We start from the raw sequence: 371 nt of genomic DNA, 5'->3' as shown, positions 1-371 counted from the left end.
GGTCTTTAGAGGTGAAGTTAGGAAGGGCGCACGGTGGATGCCTTGGCACTAGGAGCCGATGAAGGACGGAACGAACACCGATATGCTCCGGGGAGCTGTAAGTGAGCTTTGATCCGGAGATTTCCGAATGGGGAAACCCACTGCCCGTAATGGGGCAGTACGGCTGCGTGAATACATAGCGCAGTCGGGGCACACCCGGGGAACTGAAACATCTTAGTACCCGGAGGAAGAGAAAGAAAAATCGATTCCCCAAGTAGCGGCGAGCGAAACGGGATTAGCCCAAACCAGGAAGCTTGCTTCCTGGGGTTGTAGGACACTCCTTTGGAGTTACAAAGGGATGCGTGAGGTGAAGCGGCCTGGAAAGGCCCGCC

1 rRNA gene is annotated in these 371 nt (G+C 55.8%); it reads left to right on the top strand.

The annotated features are described in order from the left end of the window. Window positions 1–10: 10 nt before the first annotated feature. Window positions 11–371: ribosomal RNA gene (locus AC6CHQ_RS16370) — 23S ribosomal RNA — on the top strand; the annotation flags it as partial.

It is taken from the genome of Bhargavaea sp. GQ12 (assembly GCF_059758705.1).
Note: the sequence above shows the minus strand (reverse complement) of the source record. Positions and strands in the feature narration are given on the sequence as shown.